Raw genomic sequence first — 2,354 nt, forward strand, 5'->3', positions numbered from 1 at the left:
CAGCCGGCGCGCGCCGTGCTCGACGGCCGCGTCTCGGGCAAGACGGAAGTCTATTCCGTTGATCATCTGCACGGCATGGAGCCGCTGTTTTCCGACATCTATGCCGCAGCCAAGGCGCAAGGCATTCCGGCCGAGACGGTCATTTCCGAATATGCGCCCGGCCAGTACGAATTGACGCTGAACTACCGCAAGGATGTGATGCGGGCGGCCGACGACCTGGTCATGCTGAAGCGGCTGGTGCGGGCGCAGGCGCGCCGCCACGGCGTCACCGCCTGCTTCATGGCCAAGCCGATCGAGAAATACGCCGGCTCGGGCATGCATTTCCATGTTTCGCTGCAGGACAGAGCCGGCCGAAACGTCTTTGCCGAAGCCGGCGGCGAGAGCTGGTCGCTGCCGCTGCTGCAAGGGCTCGGCGGCCTCATCCAGACCATGGCGGAATCGATGCTGGTGTTTGCGCCGCACGCCAATTCCTGGCGGCGCTTCGTCTCGCAATCCTATGCGCCGGTGGCACCGACATGGGGCGTCAACAACCGATCGGTGGCGCTGCGTGTGCCGGCCGGCGACGCCAAGAACCGGCGCATCGAGCACCGGCCGTCGGGCGTCGACGCCAACCCCTATCTGATCGCCGCAACCGTGCTCGCCGGCATCATCAAGGGCATGGATGAAGGGCTCGATCCGGGGCCCGAAACGACCGGCAACGGCTATGAGGCAGCGGTCACGCGCACAACCATGCCTGTCGACTGGCGCGCCGCGATCGAATCGGCCCGGGCGTCCAGCTTCCTGAAGAACGCGCTCGGCGAGGACCTGCACCGGACCTTCGTGGCGATCAAACAGTCCGAATACCTGCGCGTGGCACGCACGGTCAGCGAACTGGATTACCACCTCTATCTGCACGAAGTCTGAGGGCCGGGCGGGCGATCACTTTTTCGCCGTTTCCATCAAATGAGGTGGCATAAGGGCGGATAAGAACATATCATGAACAGATGAGCGCACTCACCGTCCGTGAAAAACTGGCTGTCCTCTCCGATGCCGCCAAATACGATGCGTCCTGCGCCTCGTCGGGTGCGGCGAAAAAGGACTCGCTGGAATCAGGCGGCATCGGCTCCACCGAGGGCATGGGCATCTGCCATTCCTACGCGCCGGACGGCCGCTGCATTTCGCTGCTGAAAATCCTGCTGACCAATTTCTGCATCTATGATTGCAGCTACTGCATCAACCGATCGTCGTCCAATGTGCGGCGCGCCCGCTTTGGCATCGACGAGGTGGTGAAGCTGACCATGGATTTCTACCGGCGCAACTACATAGAAGGCCTGTTCCTGTCCTCGGGTGTCGTTCGCTCGCCGGACGAGACCATGGGCGAGATGGTCGAGGTGGCGCGCCGGCTGCGCCTGGAGGAGAAATTCTCCGGCTACATCCATTTGAAGACCATCCCGGAAAGCTCGGCCGAACTGGTCGAGCAGGCCGGTCTCTATGCCGACCGGCTGTCGATCAATGTCGAACTGCCGACCGACGAGGGTGTGAAGCGGCTGGCGCCCGAGAAGAAGCCGGAGACAATCCGGCTTTCCATGGCCAGGCTGCGCCAGAAGATGGAGGAGAAGGCCGAGCCGACTTTGAAGACCAAAAAGCGCGAACGCTTTGCGCCGGGCGGCCAGTCGACGCAGATGATCATCGGCGCCGACAAGACATCCGACGACGGCATATTGCACACGAGCGCCCGGCTCTATGGCAGCTACCATCTGCGGCGGGTCTATTACTCGGCCTTCAGTCCGATTCCGGATTCGTCGTCGTCGCTGCCCCTGCAGAAGCCGCCGCTGATGCGTGAGCACCGGCTTTATCAGGCCGACTGGCTGATGCGGTTTACGGCTTTTCGCAACCGGAAATCCTCGCCGGCAGCAGCGACGGCATGCTCGATCTCGCCATCGACCCGAAGCTGGGCTGGGCACTGCGCAACCGGGGGCAGTTTCCCGTCGACATCAATCGCGCCGACCGCGAAGCGCTGCTGCGGGTGCCGGGTCTCGGCACCAAGGTGGTGGCGAAGATTTTGGAGACGCGCCGGCACCGGCGCATGCGGCTCGAGGATGTCGGGCGGTTCTGCCAGTCGATCGCCAAGCTCAGGCCCTTCATCATCGCCGAAGGCTGGTCGCCTGGTGCGCTGACCGACAAGGCCGGCCTGCGCGACAGGATCGTCCACTCCTGCGAACAATTATCGTTGTTCTGATCATGCGGCCGGCGGAACTCGATCTCGCCAGATACAGAGTTCGGCTCGACAGCGAGACGGATTTTGCCGGCTGGCGTGACGCGGCACGGCGGCTGGCCTTGAATGAGGTCAGGCCCGAGGACGTCGACTGGCATGT

The 2,354-nt window shown here is 63.3% G+C and carries 1 protein-coding gene and 1 pseudogene; both read left to right on the forward strand.

Features of this window, described 5'->3' with window-relative positions:
- Positions 1-903 (forward strand): glutamine synthetase family protein (locus EN969_RS26980; protein ID WP_164758519.1); only part of this gene is annotated, 903 nt, incomplete at its 5' end.
- An 80-nt stretch (positions 904-983) separates the two neighbouring features.
- A pseudogene (locus EN969_RS26985) lies at positions 984-2,218 on the forward strand (putative DNA modification/repair radical SAM protein).
- Positions 2,219-2,354: the final 136 nt, after the last annotated feature.

Source organism: Mesorhizobium sp. M7A.F.Ca.CA.003.01.2.1 (assembly GCF_003998945.1).
Taxonomy (GTDB): Bacteria; Pseudomonadota; Alphaproteobacteria; order Rhizobiales; family Rhizobiaceae; genus Mesorhizobium; species Mesorhizobium ciceri.